This window comes from Leifsonia sp. 466MF (assembly GCF_900100265.1).
Taxonomy (GTDB): Bacteria; Actinomycetota; Actinomycetes; order Actinomycetales; family Microbacteriaceae; genus Leifsonia.
Genome location: NZ_LT629696.1, coordinates 1,748,054 through 1,767,679 on the forward strand (window position 1 = coordinate 1,748,054; position 19,626 = coordinate 1,767,679).

The window sequence follows — 19,626 nt, forward strand, 5'->3', positions numbered from 1 at the left end:
GCGTCACTGCTGCTGCGCGTTCGCGGCGGCGAGCAGCCCGTCGATCATGTCGGGCGTCACCTGGCCGCCGGACATCATGCCGACGCGTCCGATCGGGAACGACGCCATCATCCGCTCCATCGACACGCCTTCCGGCATGATCGACGACGCGCCGTCGAGCAGTTCCGACATCCCCGCCAGCGCTCCCTGCACCATCGGGCCGGCGACGGGATGCGCGAGCACCTCGCCGAGCGACGACTCGCGCGTGAGCGGCAGCCGCACCTCGTCTCCGTCGACCGCGGCCAGGACCCTGGCCCGAAGATCGCGGCTTGAGGCGCCCACCTCGATCGTGTACTCGCCGCCCTCGACCACCCAGCGGTCGGCGCGAACATCCCAGTACGCCAGGTCCTCTCGCCGGACCGTCACCGCGACCTCACCGGAGGCGCCCGGCTCGAGCTCGATCACCTTGAAGCCCTTGATCTCCCGCGGCGGACGCTGCACGTGCGACCCGGCCAGCGACGTGTACACCTGCACGACCTCGCGACCGGAGCGCTCCCCCGTGTTCGTCACGGTGAGGCGGACCTCGATGTCACCGGATGCGGTCACGGATGCGCTGACGTCGCCGTACGAGAAGGTCGTGTACGAGAGGCCGTGTCCGAACGGGTACTCGACCTCCATCCGGCGCGCGTCGTACCAGCGGTAGCCGACGAACAGGCCCTCGCCGTACCGGACGTGTCCCTCCTCGCCCGGGAAGTTGAGGAACGCCGGGGTGTCCTCCAGCCGCAGCGGCACCGTCTCGGTGAGCTTGCCCGACGGGTTGACCGCGCCGAACAGCACGTCCGCGGTCGCGGAGCCGCCCGCCTGACCGAGCAGCCAGCCCTCCACGAGCGCCGGGACGGTCCGCGAGAACGGGAGCGTCACCACGCCGCCGTTGGACAACACGACGACCGTGCGCGGGTTGGCCGCGACCACAGCATCGATGACGGCCAGCTGGTCCGCCGGCAGGTCGATGTCGTCGCGATCGTAGCCCTCGGACTCCAGCCGTGCGGGCAGCCCGGCGAAGACCACGGCGACGTCGGCGGTGGATGCGGCCGCGACCGCTTCGTCGCGCAGTCGCGACGACTCGTCCGCATCCACCTCGGCCGCGAGCGAGAACCCGGGAGCGTAGGCGACATCCCCGGCGACCGCGCGGATGCCCGTGAGGGCGTCGTCGAGCCGGGTGGGGCGGATCATCGACGAGCCGGCGCCCTGGTACCGCGGCTTCTCGGCGAACGCGCCGATGACCGCGATCGACCGGTCGGCGGCGAGCGGGAGGAGCGGGCGGTCATCGGACGCCGGGACGTCGTTCTTCAGCAGCACGATGGATCGGCCGGCCGCCTCCCGGGCCAGCGCGTGGTGGGCGTCCACGTCGAGCGGACCCTCCACGCGCTCCGTGTCGGCCCACCGGGTCGCGAGCTCGGCCACCCGGGCCGCCGACGCATCCAGCACGGACTCGTCGAGCGAGCCGTCGCCCACCGCCGCGACGACCGCGGCATCGCTCAGCCCGGCGTTGCCCGGCATCTCTAGGTCGAGCCCGGCGCGCAGGGCGGCGACCCGGTCGCTGACCGCTCCCCAGTCGGAGACGACGAGGCCCTGGAAGCCCCACTCGTCGCGCAGCACGTCCGTGAGCAGCCACCGGTTCTCGGACGCGAACACGCCGTTGATGCGGTTGTACGAGCACATCACGGTGTGCGGCTGAGCGTCCTCGACGACGCGCTGGAAGCCGCGCAGGTAGATCTCGCGCAGCGGGCGGGGGTCGACGTCGGAGGAGGAACGCATCCGGTCGTCCTCCTGGTTGTTCGCGGCGAAGTGCTTCAGCGACGCACCGACCCCCTGCGACTGGATGCCGCGCACGAGCGCAGCGCCGAGAACGCCGGAGACGATGGGATCCTCGCTCAGGTACTCGAAGTTGCGGCCGCACAACGGCGACCGCTTGATGTTGATGCCCGGCCCCAGGAGGACGGCGACATCCTCGATGGACGACTCGACGCCCAGCGCGGTGCCGACGCGCTCGACCAGCTCCACATCCCACGAGGAACCGAGGGCCACCGCGGGCGGGAAGCAGGTCGCCGGAACGCTGTCGCCGATCCCCAGGTGATCGCCGCCCTCCCGCTGCTTGCGGAGGCCGTGCGGGCCGTCGGTGAGCATGACGGACGGGATGTCGCCGACCGCCTTCGTGCGCCAGAAGCTCTCCCCGCTGGTGAGCGAGGCCTTCTCCTCGACGCTGAGCCCGGAGATGTCGGCGGCGGTGGCCGCCGTGGTCGTGTCTGTCATGTGTTTCCTTCCGTATGGTGCGTGGAGCAGTGAGGCAGAGAAGCGGTGAGGTCGGTCGGGGTCAGCGGGTCGCCTTGATGGGCCAGACGGCCAATGCCCCCAGGATGCCGAGGACGATCGCGATCGGGAAGAGCGCGCTGTAGCCGAAGGCGAGGACGATGGCGCCGGCGACGCCGGGGGCGAGGGTCTGCGGGAGGGTGGCGGCGATGTTCACGACGCCGAGGTCCTTCGCGAACGACTTCGCGGACGGGAGGACCTCGCTCATGAGGGCCGTGTCCACGGCCTGGAACATCCCGAACCCGAAGCCGGCGATGATCGTCATGATGATCCACGCGGTCACGTCCGGCCACAGCCACGGCAGCAGGAATCCCAGGCTGACGACGGCGGCGGAGGCGAAGACGAACGGCTTGCGGCGCCCGAACCGGTCCGACAGGGGGCCGGAGACGACGGTGGACACGATGATGCCGACGAGGCTGAGAAGCCCGAGGAGCGGGATGATCTGCTCGGGGTGGTCGACGTGGAAGTAGTCGGTGAGCAGGTAGAGCTGGAACCCGGTCACCGCGAAGTAGCCGGTGTACAGGAGCAGACGGCCGGTGAACGCCCAGAAGAAGTCGGGGTGCGCGACCGGGTTCACCCAGAAGGTCTTGAGGAAGTCGACGAGCGTGAAGGGCTCGCGGTCCAGCCGAGCGCTTGAGTAATCCGGGTTGAACAGGACGAACAGGCTCAGGACGACGAGCGAGAACGCCGCGAAGAAGATGTAACCGACTGTGAGGCTGTTGAAGAACAGCGCGCCGACGATCTGGCCGCCGAGCGCGCCCACCATGAGGCCGATCCCGGAGAGGGCGGCGAACGTGCCGCGGCGCTTCAGCGGCACGCGGTCGGGCATGATCGCGGTGAGCGGGCCCTGCGCGAAGTTGTAGCAGATCTGCACGAGCGTCCAGGCGATGATCACGCCGATGAGCGAGTTCGCGAAAGCGAGTCCGATCAGCGAGAGACCGCCGGCGAGGGAGCCGATGACGATCCAGGGCGCCCGGCGCCCGAAACGGGATCGGGTGCGGTCGGAGATCTGTCCGGCGATCGGCTGAGCCACCATGGCGGCGAACGCGCCGATGCTCGCCACGATCGTGAGGTTGGCGACCTTGTCCTGTTCGCCGAACAGCAGGGTGATTTGCTGCGGGAGGAGGATGCCGGGCAGGGCGCCCCAGATCAGGTAGATGCCGAGGTTGGCGGGGATGATCCACACCATCAGCCGGCGGAGGCCCCTGATGGGCGCGGGCGGGTCGTCGTTGCCGGAGGCGGTGCCGACGAAGGTGTTGGTCGTGATCGGTGTCGGCTCGGCGGCGGGTTCGCCGAGCGGGACGGAGGTGTCTGACGTCATTGTCGAAGGGGTCCTCTCACCATCCATCGTGGACGGTGGGAAAACCATACGTCACTCGGTTTTCAGAAAGCAAGCGCTGTTCGGTTTATGGTGGAGGCATGGCACGACGAGGTTCCTACGCGAAAGGCGTGGCCAAGAGGGACGAGATCCTGGAGCGCGCGCTTGAGGTGATCGCCCGCGAGGGCATCCGCGGAGCGTCGGTGAAGGAGCTGGCGGATGCGGTGGGCCTCAGCCAGGCCGGCCTCCTCCACTACTTCGACAGCAAAGAGGAGCTGTTCACGGCGATCCTCCGCAAGCGCGACGAGGTCGACAGCCGCCGCTTCGGCGACGTGGACGAGGAGCCCTCGCTCGACCGCATCCGCGACGGCTACGTCGGAATCGTGCGGCACAACGCCGAGGTTCCGGGTCTGGTCCAGCTGTTCTCACGCCTGGCGGTCGACGCCGGCGACCCGCAGCATCCCGCCCACGACTACTTCGTCGAGCGCAGTGCGGCCCTCCGGCAGACCTTCGCCGCGGCGCTGGCGCAACGGCGGGGTGACGACGCCGTCAGCAGCAAGGTGGACCCGGACACGCTCGCGCGCATCCTGCAGGCGGTCTCCGACGGCATGCAGCTGCAGTGGTTGCAGGACCCATCGGTCGACATGGCCGCCACGGTCGACGCGCTCTTCGAGCTGCTCGCGCCCGGCGGAAAAGGAGTGGGCCCTGCCGGGATCGAACCGACGACATCCACGGTGTAAACGTGGCGCTCTACCAGCTGAGCTAAAGGCCCGTGACGCCCCTCTACCCTACCGAACCCCTCACCTCGCGAGAGATTTGCGCCAAATCTCTGTTATGCGTGTCTCATAACCGAGATTTGCGCCAAATCTTCGCCACGCGGAGGGCGTAAGGCGGGTCAGACGTGGGCGGGGAGGCGGTCGAGCGCGGCGCGGTACGACTCGATCGAGCGGGCCTCGCCCGGCGCCGTGATGAAGGACGCGCGGATGATGCCGCGCTCGTCCACCAGGAAGGTCGCTCGGTTCGCGAAGCCCTTCTCGGCCAGGAAGACGCCGTACTCCTTGGCGATGTCGCCGTGCGGCCAGAAGTCCGCGAGCAGCGAGAAGCCGTAGCCCTCCTGCTCCGCCCACGCCCGCAGCGTGAACTTGGAGTCGACCGAGACGCCCAGCAATTCGACCCGGTGGTCCTCGAACAGGGAGATGTTGTCGCGAAGAGCGCACAGCTCGCCGGTGCAGGTGCCCGAGAAGGCGAGCGGGAAGAAGACGATCGCGACGGCCTTCCGGCCACGGAAGTCGCTCAGTCGAACCGTCTCCCCGTACTGGTTGAGCAGTTCGAAATCGGGTGCGAGCGTGTCGTTCTCTAGAGCCACGATGACACAGCCTAGACCTCGGTTCTCGCAGTACCAAGCGACGGTCAACGACGGCGTCGGAGTGAGGCTAGGCTGGACGATGGTGCCCGCGCTTGTCGAAACCCGACAGCGCTCCGGCTTGTCCACGATCCATCCGACACAAGAAAGAGGTCGAGGGTGACTGTAAACGACCAGGACCCGTACTCGATGAATAACATCGATTCGGACCCGGAGGAGACCGCCGAGTGGCGCGAATCCCTCGACCAACTGGTTGCGGCCCATGGCCATGAGCGTGCTCGCGAGATCATGCTCAGCCTGCTCAAGCGCTCGAAGGAACTGCACGTCGGCGTGCCGATGGTTCCGACGACGGACTACATCAACACGATCTCCCCGGAGAACGAGCCCGAGTTCCCCGGCGACGAGGAGATCGAGCGCCGCTACCGCGCGTGGATCCGCTGGAACGCCGCCGTGCTCGTCCACCGTGCGCAGCGCCCCGGCATCGCCGTCGGCGGCCACATCTCGACCTACGCGTCGAGCGCCGCCCTCTACGAGGTCGGCTTCAACCACTTCTTCCGCGGCCAGGACCACCCGGGCGGCGGCGACCAGATCTTCGTCCAGGGCCACGCCTCCCCCGGCACCTACGCCCGTGCGTTCCTCGAGGGGCGCCTGAGCGCCGACCAGCTCGACGGCTTCCGACAGGAGAAGTCGCACGCCGGCGGCGGCCTCTCCAGCTACCCGCACCCGCGCCTCATGCCCGAGTTCTGGCAGTTCCCGACCGTGTCGATGGGCCTCGGGCCGATCAACGCCATCTACCAGGCGCAGCTCAACAAGTACCTCACCAACCGCGGCATCAAGGACGCCTCCGACCAGCACGTCTGGGCGTTCCTCGGCGACGGCGAGATGGATGAGGTCGAGTCGCGCGGTCAGCTCCAGGTCGCGGCGAACGAGAAGCTCGACAACCTCACGTTCGTCATCAACGCGAACCTGCAGCGCCTCGACGGCCCGGTCCGCGGCAACGGCAAGATCATCCAGGAGCTCGAGAGCTTCTTCCGCGGCGCCGGCTGGAACGTCATCAAGGTCATCTGGGGCCGCGAGTGGGACGACCTGCTCGCCCGCGACGCCGACGGCGCGCTCGTCAACCTCATGAACGAGACGCCCGACGGCGACTACCAGACATACAAGACCGAGAGCGGCGCCTACGTCCGCGAGAACTTCTTCGGCCGCGACCCGCGGACGCTGGAGCTCGTCAAGGACTACAGCGACGACCAGATCTGGAACCTCAAGCGCGGCGGCCACGACTACCGCAAGGTGTACGCGGCCTTCAAGGCGGCCGCGGAGCACAAGGGCCAGCCGACCGTCATCATCGCCAAGACCATCAAGGGCTACGGGCTCGGCCCGTCGTTCGAGGGCCGCAACGCGACCCACCAGATGAAGAAGATGACGCTGGACAACCTGAAGACGTTCCGGGATGCCATGCGCATCCCGATCACGGACGCCCAGCTCGAGGAGAACCCGTACCTCCCGCCGTACTACAACCCCGGCGCGGACGACGAGGCGATCCAGTACCTGCACGACCGCCGCCGCGCACTCGGCGGCTACGTGCCGGAGCGCCGCGCGAAGTACACGCAGCTCAACCTGCCGGACGACTCCGCGTACGCGATCTCGAAGAAGGGCTCCGGAACGCAAGAGGTCGCCACGACCATGGCGTTCGTCCGCCTCCTGAAGGACCTGCTCCGCTCGAAGGACTTCGGCCACCGCATCGTCCCGATCATCCCGGACGAGGCGCGCACCTTCGGTATGGACGCCTTCTTCCCGAACGCGAAGATCTACAACCCGAACGGCCAGCACTACACGTCGGTCGACCGCGAGCTGCTCCTCGCCTACAAGGAGAGCCCGCAGGGCCAGATCATCCACGTCGGCATCAACGAGGCCGGTGCGCTGGCCGCGTTCACCAACGTCGGCACGTCGTACTCGACGCAGGGCGAGCCGCTCATCCCGGTCTACGTCTTCTACTCGATGTTCGGCTTCCAGCGCACCGGCGACGCCCTGTGGGCGGCGGGCGACCAGATGGCGCGCGGCTTCCTCGTCGGCGCCACCGCCGGTCGCACCACGCTGACCGGTGAGGGTCTGCAGCACGCGGACGGCCACTCGCCGCTGCTCGCATCCACCAACCCGGCCGTCGTCCAGTACGACCCGGCGTACGGCTACGAGATCGGCCACATCGTGCGCGCCGGCCTCGAGCGGATGTACGGCGGCAACCACCCGGACCCGAACGTCATGTACTACCTCACGGTGTACAACGAGCCGATCGTCCAGCCGGCCGAGCCGGAGGGCGTGGATGTGGACGGCATCGTCCGCGGCGTCTACAAGCTGCGCGCCGGCGAGGGCGATGGGCCGAAGGCCCAGCTGCTCGCTTCGGGCGTCTCGGTGCCGTGGGCCGTGGAGGCTCAGCACCTGCTCGCGCAGGACTGGGGCGTCTCGGCCGATGTGTGGAGCGTCACCTCGTGGGGCGAGCTGCGCCGCGACGGTCTTGCCGCCGAGGAGCACAACTTCCTCTACCCGCAGCAGGAGAAGCAGGTGCCCTACGTCACCCGCAAGCTGCAGGAGGCAGAGGGCCCGTTCGTAGCCGTCACCGACTACTCGCACGCCGTGCCGGACATGATCCGTCAGTTCGTCCCGGGCGAGTACGCGACCCTCGGCGCCGACAGCTTCGGCTTCTCGGACACCCGCCCCGCGGCTCGACGGTTCTTCAAGATCGACGGACCGTCGATGGTGGTGCGGACGCTGGAGCTTCTCGCCGCGCAGGGCAAGGTCGACCCGAACGCCCCCGCCTGGGCGATCGAGAAGTACCTTCTGCACGACGTCAACGCCGGCACCACGGGCAGCGCGGGCGGCGAGGCGTAACGGCTCCCGTGGCTGGCGGCCAGGTGGAGAGGACGAAGCCCGAGACCCTCGCGTGGCTGCGCAAGATCTCGGGTGAGCTGGCGACGACCACGCTCAAGCGGCTCGAGGACACCCTCCCCTGGTACCGCGACATGCCACCGGGCCGGCGCAGCGCCGTCGGCCTGGTGGCCCAGGCGGGCATCTCGTCGTTCATCTCTTGGTACGACGACCCGCGCTCGACGCCGTGGATCGCCGCCGACGTGTTCGGCGCGGCCCCCCGCGAGCTGCTCCGCAGCGTGAGCCTGCAGCAGACGCTGCAGCTCATCAAGATCACCGTCGAGGTGGTCGAGGAGCGCGTGAAGACGGCGGGAAGCGAGGATCTGCGGGAGGCCATCCTGCTGTACTCCCGCGAGATCGCGTTCGCGGCGGCCGACGTCTACGCGCGTGCCGCCGAGGCTCGCGGCCTGTGGGACGCACGCCTCGAGGCCCTGGTCGTCGACAGCATCCTGACCGGCGAGTACGACGACGAGCTCCCCAGCCGCATCGCCGCGCTCGGCTGGCACGGGCACGGCGAGGTCAGCGTCCTCGTCGGTACCGCGCCGAAGATGCTCGACGTCGACCAGCTGCGCCGCACCGCACGCCACATGTCGGCGGACGTGCTGATCGGCGTGCAGGGCAGCCGGCTGGTGCTGGTGATCGGCCGCGCCTGGCCGAGCAACAGCACGCCGGAGGAGGCGATCGGCGCCGCTCCCGTGGTCTCGTTCATGGAGATCGCACAGCAGCTGGAGCCCGGCTTCGGCCCCGGCCATCTGGTACTCGGCCACGAGGTCCCGAGCCTGGTGGATGCGTCCAAGAGCGCGAAGGCGGCCCTCGCCGGTTTCGCGGTCGCCCGGGCCTGGCGCAACTGCCCTCGCCCGGTGCACGCGGACGACCTGCTCCCGGAACGCGCCCTCGCCGGCGACGGCCTCGCCCGCGCGACGCTGATCAGCCGCATCTACCGCCCGCTGCAGGGCTACTCCACCGAGCTGCTCACCACGCTGTGGTGCTACCTCGACAACGGCCGGTCGCTGGAGGCGACGGCGCGCGAGCTGTTCGTGCACCCGAACACCGTCCGCTACCGCCTGAAGCGCGTCTCCGAGGTCATCGGCTGGGATGCGACCGGCGCGCGCGAGGCCCTCATCCTGCAGGCGGCGCTGATCGTCGGCTCGATCAACGAGCCCGACTCGCCCCGCCGCGGCGGCTGAGTTGTAGACAACCACAAAGCATTCTCGAATAGTTCGTATCCATCCGACACATCCGCCTGGCGGAAGATTGGCAGACTGGAAACCGTGATCGTCATCGTGTGCCCGGGTCAGGGATCCCAGACCCCCGGCTTCCTGGACCCCTGGCTCAGCGAGTCCTCGTTCCGCGACCAGCTCACCGGCATCTCCGACGCGGTCGGCATCGACCTGGTGGCGCACGGCACCGTGAGTGACGCCGACACCATCCGTGACACCGCGATCGCTCAACCGCTCATCGTCTCGGCCGGACTGCTGACACTGTCCGCACTCTTCGCCGACGAGCGCCGCGATCGGGTCGGCGGCATCGCCGGTCACTCGGTCGGCGAGCTCACCGCGGCTGCCGGAGCCGGTGTCCTCAGCGAGACCGACGCCGTCGCCTTCGTGCGCGAGCGCGGTGCCGCCATGGCCCGCGCGGCCGCCGAGGCGCAGACCGGCATGAGCGCCGTGATCGGCGCCGACGAGACCGAGCTCCTCGCCCGACTCGACGAGCTGGGCCTCTCCCCCGCCAATTACAACGGCGGCGGCCAGATCGTCGTCGCCGGCGCCCTGGATGCGCTCGCCCAGCTGGCCGAGAACCCGCCGGTCCGCGCGCGCGTCATCCCGCTGCAGGTCGCCGGTGCGTTCCACACCCGGTACATGGCGTCCGCCGTCCCGGCGCTCGAGCAGTTCGCCTCCACCCTGACGACGAACGACCCGACGCTGCGCCTCTGGACCAACAAGGACGGCTCCGAGGTGACCGACGGCGCCGAGTTCCTGCGACTCCTCGTCGGCCAGGTCTCGTCGCCGGTGCGCTGGGACCTCGACATGAAGGCCTTCGAGGAGGCCGGCGTCACCGGCCTGATCGAGGTCGCCCCCGCCGGCGCGCTCGTCGGCCTCGCCAAGCGCGGCCTGAAGGGCGTGCCGACCGTCGCCATCAAGACCCCCGACGACCTGCCGGCCGCCTTCGACCTCATCGACCAGGCCGCGTAAGGCCGCAAGGAGCTCCCCCGATGTCCCACCCCACCCTGCAGCAGTCGCACGGCCCGCAGTACACCCGCATCCTCTCGATCGGCGCCGCCCGCGGCGAGAACGTCGTGCCGAACGACGACCTGGTCGGGCCGATCAACTCCTCCGACGAGTGGATCCGGCAGCGCACCGGCATCATCACCCGGACGCGCGCCGGCCGCGACGTGCTCGCCGTCGACCTCGCCACCGAGGCGTCGAAGGAGGCCATCGCGAAGTCGGGCGTCGACCCGAAGCTGATCGACGCCGTCATCGTCGCGACCGTCTCGAACGTGCAGCAGACGCCATCCATCGCCGCCGTGCTCGCCGACCGCGTCGGCGCCAACCCGGCAGCCGCGTACGACATGAACGCCGCCTGCGCCGGGTACGCCTACGCGGTGGCCCAGGCGGATGCGCTCATCCGCACCGGCGCGGCGCACTACGCGCTCGTCGTCGGCGCCGAGAAGCTCTCCGACGTCGTCGACCCGACCGACCGCACCATCTCGTTCCTGCTCGGCGACGGCGCAGGCGCCGTGGTCATCGGCCCGAGCGACTACCCCGGCATCGCCAAGACGGTGTGGGGCTCCGACGGCTCCAAGGCCGACGCGGTCGGGATGGGCAACACGCTCCTCGAGTTCCGCGACGGCGAGAAGCCGTGGCCGACCCTCCGCCAGGAGGGCCAGACGGTCTTCCGCTGGGCGGTCTGGGAGATGGCCAAGGTCGCCAAGCAGGCGCTCGACGAGGCCGGGGTCTCCCCCGACCAGCTGGCCGCGTTCATCCCGCACCAGGCCAACATGCGCATCGTCGACGAATTCGCCAAGCAACTGAAGCTTCCGGATACCGTCGCCATCGCCCGTGACATCGAGACGACGGGCAACACGTCCGCCGCATCCATCCCCCTCGCGACCCACCGACTGCTCCAGGAACACCCGGAGTTGAGCGGCGGCCTGGCCCTCCAGATCGGCTTCGGGGCCGGTCTGGTGTTCGGCGCGCAGGTCGTCGTGCTGCCCTAGACTGTTTCCCGGTCACAACGACACCCCCCTCAAGGAGAGAAAAACCATGGCATTGTCCACCGAAGAAGTTCTTGCCGGCCTGGCCGAGCTCATCAACGACGAGACCGGCATCGCGACCGACACGGTTGAGCTGGACAAGTCGTTCACCGACGACCTCGACATCGACTCGATCTCGATGATGACCATCGTGGTCAACGCCGAGGACAAGTTCGACGTGAAGATCCCCGACGAGGAGGTCAAGAACCTCAAGACCGTCGGAGACGCGGTCGAGTTCATCGTCAAGGCGCAGAACGCCTAGGCGCAGAGCCAGGATTCTTCCGCGCGGGCGGCGCGCGACCGTGTCGCCGCCCGCGCGTGCGGCAGCGCTCTGACCGAGCGCCGCCATCCTCATTCAGGAGAGTTGCCGTTATGACCAAGAAGATCGTCGTCACCGGTATGGGCGCGTCCTCGCCCCTCGGTGGCACCGCCCCCGAGAGCTGGAGCGCTCTGCTCGCCGGCGTCTCCGGCGCCCGCACCCTCGAGCACGACTGGGTCGCCCAGTACGAGCTGCCGGTCACCTTCGCCGCCGAGGCCAAGGTGCGCCCGGAGGAGGTGCTGGAGCGTCCCGTCGCCAAGCGTCTCGACCCGTCCAGCCAGTTCGCCCTCATCTCCGCCATGGAGGCGTGGGAGGACGCCGGCCGTCCGGATGTCGCACCCGAGCGTCTCGGTGTCGACTACGCCACCGGCATCGGCGGCGTGTGGACGCTGCTGGACGCCTGGGACACGCTGCGCGAGCGCGGACCGCGCCGGGTCCTCCCGATGACCGTCCCGATGCTCATGCCGAACGCGGCATCGGCTGCGGTCTCCATGCACTTCGAGGCGCGTGCCTACGCCCGCACGGTCGCCTCCGCCTGCGCCTCCAGCACCGAGTCGATCGTCAACGCCTACGAGCACCTGCAGCTGGGTCTGGCGGACGTGGTCATCGCCGGTGGCACGGAGTCCGCCATCCACCCGATCACCGTCGCGTCGTTCTCGTCGATGCAGGCGCTCTCGCGCCGCAACGACGACCCGGCGCACGCCTCCCGCCCGTACAGCGTCGACCGTGACGGCTTCGTGATGGGTGAGGGCGCGGCCAGCCTGGTGCTCGAGACCGAGGAGCACGCCCTCGCTCGCGGCGCCCGGATCTACGCCGAGCTCGCCGGCGGTGGAGTGACCGCCGACTCGTATCACATCACCGCGAACGACCCGGAGGGCCGCGGCGCCAGCCGTGCTCTGCGCATCGCCCTCGACCGCGCAGGTGCGGTGCCGGACGACGTCACCCACATCAACGCGCACGCGACCAGCACCCCGGTGGGCGACCCGTCCGAGTACGTGGCGCTGCGCGAGGTATTCGGTGAACGCGTCCACGGCATCCCCGTTTCCGCCACCAAGGCGTCCACCGGACACCTGCTCGGCGGCACCGGTGCGCTGGAGGCCGTGTTCAGCATCCTCGCGATCCGCGACCGTCAGGCACCGCCGACGATCAACATCACGGAGATGGACCCGGCGATCCCGCTGCAGGTGAAGAGCGAGCCGCAGCCGCTCGGCGACGAACCCCAGCTCGTCATCAGCAACTCCTTCGGCTTCGGCGGCCACAACGCCGTCGCCGCGTTCCGCAGCTACTGAGCCGACGCACGGACACAGGAAGGCCCCGCTCATCACGAGCGGGGCCTTCTCTGTTTCACCGCAGGCGGGCGGCCGTGCCAGGCCCGCCGCGGGAGTCGGTGCGTCGTTCAGCCGACGTTGTGCAGCCAGATGACCGACGTGTCGTCGTGGGCGTGCCGGAACGGCTCCAGCTCGTCGTCCCACGCCTGACCGAGGGCCAGCCGGAGCTCGCGGTGCAGCTCGAGCGCGTTCGCTCCGGCGATCTCCATGGCGTAACGGATGCGATCCTCCGGCACGACCATGTTGCCGGCCGTGTCGACCTGGGCGAAGAAGATGCCCAGATCGGGCGTGTGCATCCACCGGCCGCCGTCGGTGCCGTGACCGGCGTCCTCCGTCACCTCGTAGCGCAGGTGCTCCCAACCGCGCAGGGCGGACGCGAGGCGCGCGCCGGTGCCGGGAGGGCCGTCCCAGAAGAACTCCGTGCGCTGGGAGCCCTTCAGCACGGGCTGCGACTCCCAGGTGAAGTTCACTGCACGCCCGAGGGCGCGACCCGCCGCCCACTCGATGTGGGGGCAGAGCGCGCTGGGAGAGGAGTGCACGTAGAGCACCCCTCGAGCGACGTGTGCCGACATAGTTCTCCTCCGTTCGTTGGTGCGTCTTCCCCTACGACCAGGAACGGATGGAAATCTTCGGCGTGTGAAGTTGCGGTAGCGCTCGCGCGCGTTGCCACGATTATGCCCGAGAACCGCGGGGAGTTACAAGATTGTGATTCGGCGATTCGCTCGCCGGGCGAACACCGGACGGAATAGCATACCGAGTATGTCGGTCCAGAACGGTTTCCTCGCGCTCCTCACCCAGGGCGCTGCCTACGGCTCGCAGCTCCAGAGCGAGTTCCTCTGCCGTGCCGCACACCGACGGCAACTCAATCCCGGCCAGGTGTATTCGACGCTCGACCGGATGACGGATCAAGGTCTCGTCGCTTCCGCAGGCGCCACCGACGACGGCCTTCCGCTCTACGAGCTGACCGCGGCGGGACGGGAGGCGGCAGCAGCCTGGCTCGGCGATGCGCCCGCCGACGGCCGCCCGGACTGGGACGAGATGCAGGACCAGGTGCTGATCGCCGCCTCCCTGGAGGGGGTGGATGCGCTGGTCGTCGTCGACGGCTACCGCGCCGCCTACGCCGAGAAGATCCGCTACCTCACCCACGAAGCGGACTCGCGCGCCCTGCTCGCGGCGAACCGCGCGGCCGAACTGGGCGCCAAAGCAGCCATCGAGTGGCTGGACGAGGTCGCGGCCACCCTGCGGTCACATCCCGGCGCGCTGGTGCAACCGCGCTCCCCCGAGCGCCCGCGGCGCGGCCGCCGACCGGCCTCCGAGGCGGCTGCCCCGCAGGCAGCCGCAGCGCGGGCGGAGAGCCGCAGCGCGACCTAGTGCAGCAGCTCGCCCTGCGTGTTGAGGACGTTCTTCTCGCCGGCCTCGATCGGCACGGCGAAGCGGTTCTGCGCCGGCGGCAGCGGGCAGTTGAAGTTGTAGCTGAACGCGCACGGCGGCAGGACCGCGAGGTTGAAGTCGAGCGTGACCGTGCCGTCCTCGTTCGGCACCACGAAGAGGAACCGGCCGACCGAGTAGGTGCTGTCGCCGTTCGTGGTGTCCGCGAAGACGAGCTGGAGGGCGCGTCCGGCCTTGAACGCGGCGAGGTTGTAGTCGACGCCGTCCTTGGTGAAGGTGATCTCGCCCGGGATGACCATGTCGCGCGTTGCGCCGTCGTCCTTGAGGTGCTCGAAGCCGACGGTCTTGCCGCCCTCGATCGGGGTGAACGCGGCCTGGATGATCCACTCCGGGTTGAACGGGAAGGCGTCGATCGAGCCGAACTCCTGGATCGCCTCGGAGTTCGCATCCCACACGCGGAGCGCGTAGTCGCCGTCCTCGCTGGCGATGACGAATCCGCTGACCGTGTCGCTGAAACGGATCGTGCCGGGGTTGGGGTCATCCTTGCCGCGCACGATCGCCGAGCCGTCGACCAGCACGTCGTCGACGAAGATGTTGTCGGTCGCCGCGGCGGTGACCTTGAGGCCCGACTGGCCCTTCGGCAGCGGAGACCAGAGACCGGGGACGCCCCAGATCGGCTGCTCCGAGTCCGGCTCTCCCGTGATCCACTGGGTGTTCACCAGCGCCAGGTTGCCCTGCGGCGCGGTCACGGCCTGTTCGCGGCGGGCGCGGTAGCGGGCCAGGACGGCGTTCGGGTCGGTGGGAGCAGCAGCGGCGGTGTCGGTCATGGTCTCCATCCTCGGTCAGGTCGGAGGTGACAACCAACTCCGACACTCGGGCATTCCGCGGGCGACGTCATTTCGCCTCAGCGTAGCTGTCGACGATCGCGGCCGTCACAGGGAACTCCACCGGGAATGCGCCGAACAGCAGCCTGCCCGCCTGCTCCGCCGCGGCGTGCACGGCGGCAGCGACCTCGTCCGCCAGCGCCTCCGGGGTGTGGACGATGACCTCGTCGTGCAGGAAGTAGACGAGATGCGGGGATGCCGTGAGCGGTGCATCCGGGGCGAGGGCGGTCAGGCGGTTGCGGAGCTCGGCCATCCAGCACAGCGCCCACTCGGCGGCGCTGGCCTGCACGACGAAGTTGCGGGTGAACCGGCCCCAGTCACGGGACAGGCCGCGGGCACGCCGTTCGTCGGCCTCGGTCGCATCGGACGCCGACGCCGCCGATTGAGCCGCCGCCCATCGGCCGCCCGGAACCGGCGAACTGCGGCCGAGCCGGGATGTGACCTTTTCGCCGCGCTCCCCCGCCCGCGCCGCCTCCTCCACGAGCCGGACGGCCCGCGGGAAGGCGCGCGTGAGTCGCGGCATCAGTCGGCCGCTCTCCCCCGTCGTCGCCCCGTACATCGCGCCGAGCATGGCGACCTTCGCCTGCGCGCGGGCTTCGACGGCGCCGGACGCGACGATGCCCTCGTAGAGGTCTTTGCCCCGGCCGGCGGCGGCCATCGCCTGGTCGCCGGAGAGTCCGGTGAGGACGCGCGGCTCGAGCTGGGCGGCGTCCGCCACGACCAGCTTCCAGCCCGGATCGGCCACGACGGCCCCGCGGACCTGCCGCGGCAGCTGCAAGGCGCCGCCGCCGCGGGTCGCCCAGCGGCCGGTGACGACGCCGCCGGGAACGTAGTCAGGCCGGAAGCGGCCGTCGTGCACCCAGGCGTCCAGCCACGTCCAGCCGTTCGCGGTCAGCAGCCGCGACAGCTTCTTGTAGCGCAGCAGCGGGTCGATGACGGGGTGTTCGATGCGCCGGAGCTCCCATGACCGCGTCGATGTCGCCATGATGCCGGCGCGCTGCAGGGCCTTGAGCAGGTCCGGCGGGCTGTCGGGGTTCAGATCGGGCGCATCCAACTGGTCGCGGAGTTCCCGCGCGAGGGTCTCCAGTACGGCGGGACGACCGTACGCGGGACGGGGGCCGAGCAGGTCGGTCAGCAATTCGTCGTGCCGCTCGGCGCTGTAGGGCAGGCCTGCGTGCTGCAGCTCCACTCCGATGAGCGCGCCTGCGGACTCGGCCGCGAGCAGGAGCCGCAGGCGGCGCGGGTCGGCGCTCGCGGCGACGGCCTCCTCCTGCGCTGCGAACTCATCGCGAACGGATGGCGTGGTCGCGTTCGCCGTCTCGGCCGGCTCCACAGAATCGAAGAGGGCCTCGTCGAAGTCGAAGAGAGCCGTGTGCGAGGCCGGCGACTCGGTCTCGGGCTCGACCGCCACATCCCAGGCACCCGGCTCGGCACGCGCCAGAGGTGTGGATGCGGTCAGCGTGGAGTTGCGGAGGATCACGTGGCAGAGCCGCAGGTCGACGCAGCGCTCCACCCGCACCCCGGCGGAGAGGAGCGTGGGATACCAGGCCCGCGTGTCATCCCACACCCAGCGCGGCCGATCGCCGCCGCCTGCCGCGCCCGTCTCCTCCGTACGCACGAGCTCCGGCAGGGCGTCGAGCGCAAGGGTCGCGCTCCGCTCGGCCCCGCCGCCGTGCGACGGATCGAGCCGCGTCGCGCGGACGTCGCCGCGCCCGACGCGCTCGAGGAGGATGTGCACCCTCCCATTCTCGCCGCGACCGCCGACACGGACCGACGCCCGAATGCTTGCTTGCGGGCCCGCAGCTGAGGATAATTCACGGAACGACGATGCCGACCCGAAAGGCATGATCGACGATGACCGTCTACCTGCACGACAGCCAGGGGGTCTGGATCGCGTTCCGAAGCGACCTGACCTCCCGCGACCTCTTCAACCCCGATGGCGACTGGATCGGATGGTTCCCCTGGGGCGACGACGACGCCGTCACGCCCGATGGTGACTATCTGGGAACCGTCCGCGGCGACCGGCTGTTCGCCCGCGCCGACGCCCCGTACCGCGGCCGGCCCGGCTATCCCGGGGCACCGGCGTACCCGGGCACGGTGCCGTATCCCGGTGCCGCGTCGTACACGGGTCTGCCCGACGGCTGCGAGGACGTCCCCGGCGCCCTGCTCTGGCCGCGCGTAGCCTCCTGACCCACGCCCCCAGCGAACAGCTCCTGAGTTTTTCCGGCCCGGACCCGCGTGTCGACCCGAAAAACTCAGGAGCTGTTGGCTGGGGCGTCAGGTTGGCTGGGGTGTCGGGTGGGCTGGGCGGTCAGTCCGAGAGGGCGGTGAGGCGCGCGCGGAGCTGGGGCCACGACGCCGCGAAGCCCGGATGCAGCGGGAGCGCGTTCACCTCGTCGACCGGCACCCAGCGCAGTTCGATGCTCTCCACGTCCGCCATGTGCGGCTCGAACGGGCGCACGGCCTGACCGACGACGGTGGTGTACGACCAGAAGCCGAGGTCGAGCACACTCTCGAACAGCACGTGCACCGCGTCGGGCGGTACGGCGGCCTCCTCCGCTGCCTCCCGCAGCGCCCCGTCGACAGCGCTCTCACCGGCGTGGCGCGCTCCGCCCGGGAGCCCCCAGGTGCCGCCGAAGTGACTCCAGTCGGCCCGGTGCTGCAGCAGGATGCCGCGCCGCAGGTCGTGCACGAGCAGCCCGGCGGCGCCGAACCGACCCCAGAACCGCTGGCCGTCCGGCCCTTCCACCCACGCGTCTCCCGAGTCCACAGCTCCACGTTAGTCGCGCCTGAGCGGGTGCACGCACGAGGTGTCACACGACGACGCGCGGTCCTAATGTGTTGCCATGACTTTGGAGCGCTGGCGCACAATCGCTGACTGGCCGCTCACGGCGGCCGCATTCCTCTTCCTGATCGCATACGCCTGGGAAGTCATCGGAGACCTCGCGGGGTCGGCTTCCGCCGTCGCGGAAGCTGTGATCGCCGTTACCTGGACGGCCTTCGTCATCGACTATGTCGTCTGCCTCGTGTTGGCCCCGCGCAGGTGGCGCTGGTTCTACACTCACCTTCTCGACCTGGCGATCGTCGTCCTGCCGGCACTCCGGCCTCTGCGCCTCCTCCGCCTGGTCACCGTCCTCGCCGTGCTCCAACGCACGGCCGGGCGCGCGTTCCGCGGGCGGGTGATCATGTACGTCGCCGGGGCCGTCGCTCTGCTTGTGTTCACCGCAGCGCTCGCGGTGCTGGACGCCGAGCGGTCCGCGCCGGCTTCACCGATCCATACGTTTCCTCAGGCCGTCTGGTGGGCGTTCGAGACGATCTCGACCGTCGGATACGGCGACTTCACCCCGATCACCGAGACGGGGCGGCTGGTCGCGGTCGGACTCATGGTCGGCGGCGTCGCCACCTTGGGGATCGTCACGGCGACCCTTGCCTCGTGGATCGTCGAACGTGTGGCGGAGACGGAGGCGGATGAGCGCGCTGCGACGCACGGTGAGATCGTCGCCCTGTCGGCGCAGATCGCGGAACTGAGAGAGCTTCTCGAGGAGAAGGCAGCCTGATGCCCGCCCGCAGCGCCGCCCTCCTGCTCTACCGCCGTCGCGCCGCCGTCGAGGTGTGGATCGCCCACATGGGCGGCCCGTTCTGGGCGCGCAAGGACGAGGGGGCATGGTCGCTGCCGAAGGGCATCGTGGAGTCCGACGACCTGGGCGACGAGCTGGCCGCCGCGCGCCGCGAGTTCGCCGAGGAGATGGGCTCCCCCGCGCCGGATGCCGACTACGTTCCGCTCGGCGAGTTCCGTGGTTCGGGCAAGACGATCGTCGTGTTCGCCGCCGAGTCGGAGTTCGAGCCGGACGCGATCGACAGCAACACGTTCGAGCTGGAGTGGCCTCCGCGATCGGGTCGGATGCAGGAGTTCCCGGAGATCGACGACGCCCGGTGGTTCTCGGTGGACGACGCGCGCCTGAAGCTGACGAAAGCCCAGCGGCCCATTCTGGACACGCTGCTCGCCCGCCTGGAGGAGGACGCGGAAATCCACTAGTCCCCACAGCTTCCCCGCGCCGTAGGGTAAGCCTCAGCAGGGCGGAACCCGAAGGAGGGGCTGTGGCGAAGAGCAAGGCCGAGAAGGCCGCCGAGAAGGCACTCGACGCGGCGCGGGTCGCCGTCGGCGAAGCGGAGCAGGCGGTCAAGAAGCTCGACAAGAAGACACGGCGCGAGGCGGAGGATCTTGCCGACCGCCTCCAGCAGGCCGCGAAGGATGCGAAGAAGGCGGTCCGCCGGGCCAAGAAGACCGCGGACGACGCACGGACCTCGGCGAAGCAGATCGTCGAGCACGTGGCGGCGCCCGCGTCGAGCACCGGCATCCCGACGTTCCGCGAGCTGCGCGACCGGGCGAAGGCGCGCGGCATCCAGGGGTACTCGCGCATGAACAAGGCCCAGCTGCTGCACGCGCTGGGCGAGGGGTGATCGGGGCGTCCGTTCACCGGCGCTTTACCGGGCACCCGTA

General features: G+C 69.7%; 19 protein-coding genes and 1 tRNA gene. 12 read left to right on the forward strand and 8 right to left on the reverse strand.

Annotated elements, in window-relative coordinates:
* Positions 1-3: 3 nt before the first annotated feature.
* Both BLR91_RS08385 and BLR91_RS08390 read right to left on the reverse strand, forming a co-directional pair.
* Positions 4-2,292, reverse strand: a complete 2,289-nt coding sequence (locus BLR91_RS08385) for a glycoside hydrolase family 3 C-terminal domain-containing protein (RefSeq protein WP_089875766.1) — start codon at positions 2,290-2,292, stop codon at positions 4-6.
* A 61-nt stretch (positions 2,293-2,353) separates the two neighbouring features.
* Positions 2,354-3,670 carry an MFS transporter gene (locus BLR91_RS08390; protein ID WP_089875764.1) on the reverse strand — a complete coding sequence of 439 codons (1,317 nt, stop codon included), beginning with the start codon at positions 3,668-3,670 and terminating at the stop codon, positions 2,354-2,356.
* A gap of 98 nt (positions 3,671-3,768) precedes the next feature.
* On the opposite strand from BLR91_RS08390, the gene BLR91_RS08395 reads away from it, so the two are divergent.
* A complete protein-coding gene (locus BLR91_RS08395; RefSeq protein ID WP_172823257.1) occupies positions 3,769-4,407 on the forward strand; it encodes a TetR/AcrR family transcriptional regulator in 639 nt (212 codons plus the stop codon).
* On the opposite strand, the gene BLR91_RS08400 is transcribed toward BLR91_RS08395, so the two are convergent.
* Both BLR91_RS08400 and BLR91_RS08405 read right to left on the reverse strand, forming a co-directional pair.
* Positions 4,367-4,439, reverse strand: a tRNA-Val gene (locus BLR91_RS08400). The two genes, BLR91_RS08395 and BLR91_RS08400, sit on opposite strands and share 41 nt — an antisense overlap.
* 123 nt (positions 4,440-4,562) lie before the next feature.
* Entirely contained in the window at positions 4,563-5,033 is a 471-nt protein-coding gene (locus BLR91_RS08405) for a peroxiredoxin (RefSeq protein ID WP_089875762.1), read from the reverse strand.
* A 156-nt stretch (positions 5,034-5,189) separates the two neighbouring features.
* Between BLR91_RS08405 and aceE the strand changes: the two genes are divergently transcribed.
* The 6 genes from aceE (at position 5,190) to BLR91_RS08435 (ending at position 12,813) form a co-directional block, all read left to right on the forward strand.
* The gene (gene aceE / locus BLR91_RS08410; RefSeq protein WP_089875760.1) at positions 5,190-7,916 is read left to right on the forward strand and encodes a pyruvate dehydrogenase (acetyl-transferring), homodimeric type; all 2,727 of its coding nucleotides are present in this window, start codon (positions 5,190-5,192) and stop codon (positions 7,914-7,916) included.
* Between the two features lie 23 nt (positions 7,917-7,939).
* Positions 7,940-9,139, forward strand: a complete 1,200-nt coding sequence (locus tag BLR91_RS08415) for a PucR family transcriptional regulator (RefSeq protein WP_018190966.1) — start codon at positions 7,940-7,942, stop codon at positions 9,137-9,139.
* Positions 9,140-9,223: 84 nt separating this feature from the next.
* Positions 9,224-10,144 carry an ACP S-malonyltransferase gene (locus BLR91_RS08420; RefSeq protein ID WP_089875758.1) on the forward strand — a complete coding sequence of 307 codons (921 nt, stop codon included), beginning with the start codon at positions 9,224-9,226 and terminating at the stop codon, positions 10,142-10,144.
* A 20-nt stretch (positions 10,145-10,164) separates the two neighbouring features.
* Positions 10,165-11,169, forward strand: coding sequence for a beta-ketoacyl-ACP synthase III (locus tag BLR91_RS08425; RefSeq protein ID WP_089875756.1), 1,005 nt, complete (start codon positions 10,165-10,167; stop codon positions 11,167-11,169).
* A gap of 46 nt (positions 11,170-11,215) precedes the next feature.
* Complete coding sequence (locus tag BLR91_RS08430; RefSeq protein ID WP_018190963.1) at positions 11,216-11,467, forward strand: acyl carrier protein; 252 nt, start codon at positions 11,216-11,218, stop codon at positions 11,465-11,467.
* A 110-nt stretch (positions 11,468-11,577) separates the two neighbouring features.
* The gene (locus BLR91_RS08435) at positions 11,578-12,813 is read left to right on the forward strand and encodes a beta-ketoacyl-[acyl-carrier-protein] synthase family protein (RefSeq protein ID WP_020074795.1); all 1,236 of its coding nucleotides are present in this window, start codon (positions 11,578-11,580) and stop codon (positions 12,811-12,813) included.
* Between the two features lie 107 nt (positions 12,814-12,920).
* On the opposite strand, the gene BLR91_RS08440 is transcribed toward BLR91_RS08435, so the two are convergent.
* Entirely contained in the window at positions 12,921-13,424 is a 504-nt protein-coding gene (locus BLR91_RS08440) for a DUF3145 domain-containing protein (protein ID WP_026307170.1), read from the reverse strand.
* A 187-nt stretch (positions 13,425-13,611) separates the two neighbouring features.
* Between BLR91_RS08440 and BLR91_RS08445 the strand changes: the two genes are divergently transcribed.
* Positions 13,612-14,223, forward strand: a complete 612-nt coding sequence (locus BLR91_RS08445) for a PadR family transcriptional regulator (RefSeq protein WP_089875754.1) — start codon at positions 13,612-13,614, stop codon at positions 14,221-14,223.
* On the opposite strand, the gene BLR91_RS08450 is transcribed toward BLR91_RS08445, so the two are convergent.
* Positions 14,220-15,068: a DUF1684 domain-containing protein gene (locus tag BLR91_RS08450; protein ID WP_020074797.1), complete on the reverse strand. Its 849-nt coding sequence runs from the start codon at positions 15,066-15,068 to the stop codon at positions 14,220-14,222. The genes BLR91_RS08445 and BLR91_RS08450 overlap by 4 nt on opposite strands.
* Before the next feature lie 67 nt (positions 15,069-15,135).
* Positions 15,136-16,863 carry a bifunctional 3'-5' exonuclease/DNA polymerase gene (locus BLR91_RS08455; RefSeq protein ID WP_089875752.1) on the reverse strand — a complete coding sequence of 576 codons (1,728 nt, stop codon included), beginning with the start codon at positions 16,861-16,863 and terminating at the stop codon, positions 15,136-15,138.
* A 116-nt stretch (positions 16,864-16,979) separates the two neighbouring features.
* Here BLR91_RS08455 and BLR91_RS08460 point away from each other — a divergent pair, with 116 nt between their 5' ends.
* Entirely contained in the window at positions 16,980-17,315 is a 336-nt protein-coding gene (locus tag BLR91_RS08460) for a hypothetical protein (protein WP_089875750.1), read from the forward strand.
* Between the two features lie 121 nt (positions 17,316-17,436).
* Here BLR91_RS08460 and BLR91_RS08465 read toward each other — a convergent pair whose 3' ends face one another.
* Positions 17,437-17,895, reverse strand: coding sequence for an NUDIX domain-containing protein (locus BLR91_RS08465; RefSeq protein WP_020074800.1), 459 nt, complete (start codon positions 17,893-17,895; stop codon positions 17,437-17,439).
* 76 nt (positions 17,896-17,971) lie between these two features.
* Between BLR91_RS08465 and BLR91_RS08470 the strand changes: the two genes are divergently transcribed.
* From BLR91_RS08470 to BLR91_RS08480, 3 genes are all read left to right on the forward strand, one after another.
* Positions 17,972-18,682: a potassium channel family protein gene (locus BLR91_RS08470; protein ID WP_089875748.1), complete on the forward strand. Its 711-nt coding sequence runs from the start codon at positions 17,972-17,974 to the stop codon at positions 18,680-18,682.
* The gene (locus BLR91_RS08475) at positions 18,682-19,161 is read left to right on the forward strand and encodes an NUDIX domain-containing protein (RefSeq protein ID WP_089875746.1); all 480 of its coding nucleotides are present in this window, start codon (positions 18,682-18,684) and stop codon (positions 19,159-19,161) included. The genes BLR91_RS08470 and BLR91_RS08475 overlap by 1 nt, the downstream gene beginning before the upstream one ends.
* 62 nt (positions 19,162-19,223) lie before the next feature.
* Positions 19,224-19,586, forward strand: a complete 363-nt coding sequence (locus tag BLR91_RS08480; RefSeq protein WP_018190954.1) for a hypothetical protein — start codon at positions 19,224-19,226, stop codon at positions 19,584-19,586.
* Positions 19,587-19,626 lie beyond the last annotated feature (40 nt).